The 5,272-nt window shown below is 69.4% G+C and carries 4 protein-coding genes and 1 tRNA gene; 1 reads left to right on the top strand and 4 read right to left on the bottom strand.

Annotation, left to right across the window (positions count from 1 at the left end; translation table 11 throughout):
• Positions 1-85: 85 nt before the first annotated feature.
• The 3 genes from QZV84_RS03720 to QZV84_RS03730 all read right to left on the bottom strand — a co-directional run bounded on the left by QZV84_RS03720 (position 86) and on the right by QZV84_RS03730 (position 2,405).
• Positions 86-157, bottom strand: a tRNA-Thr gene (locus QZV84_RS03720).
• Between the two features lie 67 nt (positions 158-224).
• Positions 225-1,238, bottom strand: coding sequence for a M23 family metallopeptidase (locus QZV84_RS03725; RefSeq protein ID WP_292825499.1), 1,014 nt, complete (start codon positions 1,236-1,238; stop codon positions 225-227).
• Between the two features lie 366 nt (positions 1,239-1,604).
• Complete coding sequence (locus tag QZV84_RS03730) at positions 1,605-2,405, bottom strand: inositol monophosphatase family protein (RefSeq protein ID WP_292825501.1); 801 nt, start codon at positions 2,403-2,405, stop codon at positions 1,605-1,607.
• Positions 2,406-2,471: 66 nt separating this feature from the next.
• Between QZV84_RS03730 and QZV84_RS03735 the strand changes: the two genes are divergently transcribed.
• Positions 2,472-4,088, top strand: coding sequence for an NAD(P)/FAD-dependent oxidoreductase (locus QZV84_RS03735; RefSeq protein ID WP_292825503.1), 1,617 nt, complete (start codon positions 2,472-2,474; stop codon positions 4,086-4,088).
• A 28-nt stretch (positions 4,089-4,116) separates the two neighbouring features.
• On the opposite strand, the gene QZV84_RS03740 is transcribed toward QZV84_RS03735, so the two are convergent.
• Positions 4,117-5,043, bottom strand: a complete 927-nt coding sequence (locus QZV84_RS03740) for a hypothetical protein (protein WP_292825505.1) — start codon at positions 5,041-5,043, stop codon at positions 4,117-4,119.
• Positions 5,044-5,272 lie beyond the last annotated feature (229 nt).

The following is a 5,272-nucleotide window of genomic DNA, read 5'->3' on the forward strand; positions in this document are numbered from 1 at the left end:
CCGCGACCTCACGATTATGAGTCGTGCGCTCTCACCAACTGAGCTACCCCGCCGCACGGCATCCGACACGAAGACGGATGCTGCGAGCCCCGAGTCAGGATTGAACTGACGACCCCTTCCTTACCATGGAAGTGCTCTACCACTGAGCTATCGGGGCGTTGCCCAGGCATGCCTGGGCAACGAGAAGAGAATACCAGAGCACCGGCGTGCGCTTGAATGGTCGGTCACCCGCCGGCGTGCTCGCGCAGCCACGGGATCGGGTCGATCGGCGTTGTGCCGTTCGCGAGGATCTCGAAGTGCGTGTGCGCGCCGTAGGAGCGCCCGGTGTTGCCGGTGCGACCGATGATCGTGCCGACGGTGACGTGGTCGCCGACCTCGACCTGGCGTGAGCCGTAGAGCATGTGCGAGTAGCTGCTCGAGACCAGAACGCCGTCGATGGTGTGGTCTATCACGATGTGCACGCCGAAGGCGCCACCCGAATCGGTCGATTCGCGCACGACGCCTTCGGCGATCGTCTGAATCGGCGCACCCTCACCCGGGGTGAAGTCGACACCCTCGTGCATGGTGCCATCGCGCAGGCCGAAGCCGTAGCTGATCGGCACCCCGACCGCGAACGGCCACTGGATGGGCGAGTTCGGGTCGTTGATGAAGAAGTTCGAGAAGTTCGAGATGCCCGAGTCGGCAGCCAGCTGTGCGACCGTGAGCGTCGAGTAGTTCTCGGCTCGCTCGATCGGGGCGCTCCGCATCTGCGACGGCGTGACGTACGCCTGGATCTCGCCGTCGCTCAGAGCGACGTCACCGCCCGCGGATGCGGCCACCGTCCCCGAGATGTCGGCCGTCTTGGGTGCGGCGACCGCGTCGGCGGGAGTGGTCATGCCGACCGTCAGCAGGCCGACGATGCCCATGACCCCGATGGAGAACGACGCCGCGGTGACGCGCTTGACGGAGGCGCCACGGTTTCGCCGCGGCGCGACGTGCTCGGCGCTCGGAGCCTCTGCAGCCTCGTGCTCGCGGGTCGCCGGCGGCTGGATCGCCGTCTCGCCGGTGAAGGAGAAGAGCCGTGCGGCCGCTTCGAACGCGTCGATCTCGTCGGCCTCGGGAGCGGATGCCGCTTGCTCAGCGTGCGTGATATGCGCGGGCCCGCCCACCGGGCTCGCGGTGACGACACCGGCGGCGTCAGCGACGAGCGGCTGCGCAGCGATCTGCTCGCTGCGGCGGCTGCGGCGGGTCGGGGTCACCGGGGGCGCTGCGACAGGATCGATGCGAGCCTGCACAGGTGCAGGACGATCGGCGGCGGCCGGCATCCGTCGACGAAGCTCTGCTCGTGAAGCCCCTGCCGTTTCCGCAGACGCCGTGGGCGGCGTGGCGGATGACCGGCTGGAACGCCGCGTGGGCTCAGACTCAGCCTCAGGGGCGTCGAAATGCAAGGCGCAGAGGGGCTCTCGGATCTTGTCGCTCGGGGGGCGACGGCGGGCGTCGGGCTTCAAAATACCTTTGACGCTTCGGGGCGTCAAAGGTAACGATCGGGTAAAGACTATCGGGCCCGACCTGAGAACGCCATGTGCGCAGATCACGCCACGCCGAATCGTTCGGCGGCAATCCCTTCACGGACCAAGGGCGGTCGCGAGCAGGCTGTCGAAGAGTGCCGGGCCGGAAGCGACGAACAGCGGCCGGCCGGGGATGTCATCGAGCTCGACCCGCGTGAAGCGCCCGCCGGCCTCGGCGACCACGAGCGCGCCGGCCGCATGGTCCCACGGCTGGAGGCCGCGCTCGAAGTAACCGTCGAAGCGTCCCGCCGCGACGAAGCAGAGGTCCAGGGATGCCGCGCCCATGCGCCGCAGATCTCTGGCCATCGGCATCACGCGGGCGACGCGGGCGAGGTCGCTCGCGTGGGTCGCCGGGTTGTAGCCGAACCCGGTGGCCAGCAGCGCTCCCGCCGGCGACGGTTCGGCGTTCACGGCGAGACGCTCGCCGCCCAGCCAGGCGCCGGCACCCCGGGCGGCATGGAACATCTCGCCTGTGGGCGGACTGAACACTACTCCGGCGAGCGCCTTCCACCGGGACGGCTCCGGCTCGCCTCTGACCGCTGCGATGCTCACGGCATACACGGGGATGCCGTACGCGTAGTTGACCGTCCCGTCGATCGGATCGACGACCCAGGTGATGCCGGTCGTGCCGCGCTCGGCGGCCGATTCCTCACCGAGGAACCCGTCCCCGGGCCGCTCATCGACGAGCCGCGAGCGAATGAGCGTCTCGACCTCTCGGTCGGCCTCGGTGACGATATCGGCGATGGAGGACTTCGTGGCCGCGATCGCGACTCCCTCGGTGCGCCGCCGCCGGGCGAGCTCCCCCGCCTCACGTGCGATGTCGATCGCGAGCTCTTCGAGCTGTTGCGCCAGTGCCATGCCTTCACGCTATCGTCGCGGCATCCACGGCCCGCATCGGTCGATCCGCGCGCGTAGCGTGGAGGAATGCCCCAGCTCACTGCTCCCACCCACGATGTCGTGATCGTCGGAGGCGGACACAATGCCCTCGTCGCTGCGGCCTACCTCGCCCGAGCGGGGCGAAAGGTCATCGTGCTGGAGCGCCTCTCGCATCTCGGGGGCGCCGCAGTGTCGGAGAGTCCCTGGGCCGGCGTCGACGCGCGAGTTTCGCGGTACTCGTACCTCGTGAGCCTTCTTCCCCGCCGGATCATCGACGACCTCGGCCTGCACATCGACCTGCGGCGCCGGCGGTACTCGTCGTACACCTCCGATCCGTCCGACCCGTCGCGAGGAATCCTGGTCGACACCGAGGATGCCGCAGCCACCGCCGCCTCGTTCCTGCAGACCACCGGCGACCCGGGCGAGGCCGAACGGTACGCGCGGTTCACACAGAGCCTCGCTCCGCTCGCCCGCCATCTGTTCCCGACGATGACCGAGCCCCTGCAGACCCGCTCGGCGGTGCATGCGGGTTTCACCGACGACGGGCTCTGGAATGCCGTCATCGAACAGCCGCTGGGCGGATTCCTGCGCTCCGCGCTGCAGACGGACATCACGCGCGGCATCGCTCTGACCGACGGGCTCATCGGCACGTTCTCGTCGTCCGACGACGAGAGCCTGCGCCAGAACCGGTGCTTCCTGTATCACGTGATCGGGGGCGGGACCGGTGACTGGGACGTTCCGGTCGGCGGAATGGGCAGGGTGAGCGCCGAACTCGAGCGTGCGGCTCGGGAGGCCGGTGCGCAGCTGCGCACGGACGCCGAAGTCGTGGGGATCAGCCCGGACGGCGAGGTTCAGATCGGCGGTGACCGCGCGCACAGCGTGCGTGGACGACTGGTGCTGAGCGGCGTCGGCCCCGCCGTCCTCGAGCGGCTGCTGGCGGCCGGCACGGCCGCGGCCGTCGGCGCGCCCTCTTGTACCGGTGCGCCCTCCGTCGAGATCCCCGAAGGCGCGCAGGTGAAGGTCAACATGCTCCTGCGCCGCCTGCCGAGGCTTCGCGACGAACGTGTCGCCCCGGAGGCCGCTTTCGCCGGCACGTTTCACATCAACGAGACGATGTCGCAGCTCGACGACGCCCACGCCGTCGCGTCGGGCGGCGGCATCCCGGATCCGCTCCCGGCCGAGATCTACTGCCATTCGCTGACCGACCCCTCGATCCTCGGCGGGCGCCTGCAGACCGAAGGCGCGCAGACGCTCACTCTCTTCGGGCTGCAGCTGCCGCACCGGCTCGTGGCGGAGCAGGATCGGGATGCCGCGCGCTCGGCACTGCTCCAGGCGGCGACTCGCTCGCTCGATCAGGTACTGGCCGAGCCGCTCGCAGACTGCGTATACGAGGCACCGGACGGCAGCCCGTGCGTGGAGGCGCGCACCACCGCCGATCTCGAGGAGTCGCTCGGCATGATCGGCGGCGACATCTTCCACGGGTCGCTGTCCTGGCCGTGGGCCGAGGACGACGAGCAGCTCGACTCCCCGGCGGCGCGCTGGGGTGTCGAGACAATGCACCCTCAGGTGCTGCTCTGCGGGTCGGGTGCGCGTCGGGGCGGTGCGGTCAGCGGACTGGGCGGTCACAACGCGGCCATGGCCGCACTCGAACTGCTGCGCGGCTGAGCCGGCACTTTCGCCGGTGGGGCCCCGGCTAGGGCTGTGGCGGAAGGGGCGGGAGCGGCGGAGGGGGCGGAAAGCCCTCGTAGCCGCTGCGTGCGGGCGGCTGGGGCGCGTTCGGCGGCGGCTCCGGCCACTGCGGGGCCGGAGCGGCAAACGGCGCCACCGGCGCGATCGCCTGCGAGACATTGGATGGGTGACCCGTGTAGTAGGCGTTCCAGTCCGGTGAGCGGTCGGGCATCATCGGCAGCGGCGTCACACCGTCGGCGTACGTCGGCCAGGGAGGGAGCACCGACGCCGGCGGCGGCGCATTCAGGTGGACGGGGCGCGGCTTCTTCGGGGCGAACAGGGCGTTGATGAGCGGGATCAGCGCCGTGCCGACGGCGGCGAGGATCGTGAGCGCGACGACGAATCGCCAGTACGTGTCGCCGAAGTAGACCCACTCACCCATCATGAGAGGCAGCACGAGCATGATCGCCAGGCCGATGACCAGCGTGATCGTCACGATCGCGACGATCTGCGTGAACGTCGTCACATGTCGCTGAAGTGCCTTCGTATAGAGGCGGAGGTGCAGGAGCGCCAGCTGCAGAACCAGCACGATCAGCAGGAACTGCACGAACCGGTTCAAGCCGCCCCACGGGTAGCGCTCGGGCAGCCAGATCATCACGGCGCCGATGAGCAGCGTCACCACCCACGTGACCATGCTCGCGAGCGCGAACCAGGCGGGGCGGCGCGCGGCCAGGCGCGCGTCGATGATGGCGACCCCCGCGAACGCGGCGAGCAGCAGGATCGTGAGGAACGCCCGGCCGACGATGCCGTTCTGCGTGCCGACGAGCACCCACACGACGCAGACGATCGCCGCGGCGATGAGCGCGCCGATCGCGACCCAGATCGCCGCTCGGACGAGGGAGCTCGATGGGTCGGCTTGGTCCGGGTCGGTGTAGGGGGCGGGCTCGGTCATGGCAGTCCTCTCCTCTGCGGGTTCACCCCGCACACGATCATCCTGACACGGTCATCCCATGCACCGGCAGACCAGCTCGGTCGATGGTTCCGGGCCCGTGATGACACGACCTGCCGAACGAGAGGCCCTTAGATGACAGATGTCTCGCGACAGGTGAGAGAGATGTCGCGAGACATCATTTCGTGGCGAGTGAGGGATTCGAACCCCCGAAGGCTACGCCGGCTGATTT

Source organism: Microbacterium sp. (genome assembly GCF_011620715.1).
Taxonomy (GTDB): Bacteria; Actinomycetota; Actinomycetes; order Actinomycetales; family Microbacteriaceae; genus Microbacterium.

Coding starts and splice junctions, on each gene's coding strand:
- QZV84_RS03730 (WP_292825501.1), bottom strand. CDS start 2,405: ATGGCACTGGCGCAACAGCTCGAAGAGCTCGCGATCGACATCGCACGT.
- QZV84_RS03735 (WP_292825503.1), top strand. CDS start 2,472: ATGCCCCAGCTCACTGCTCCCACCCACGATGTCGTGATCGTCGGAGGC.
- QZV84_RS03740 (WP_292825505.1), bottom strand. CDS start 5,043: ATGACCGAGCCCGCCCCCTACACCGACCCGGACCAAGCCGACCCATCG.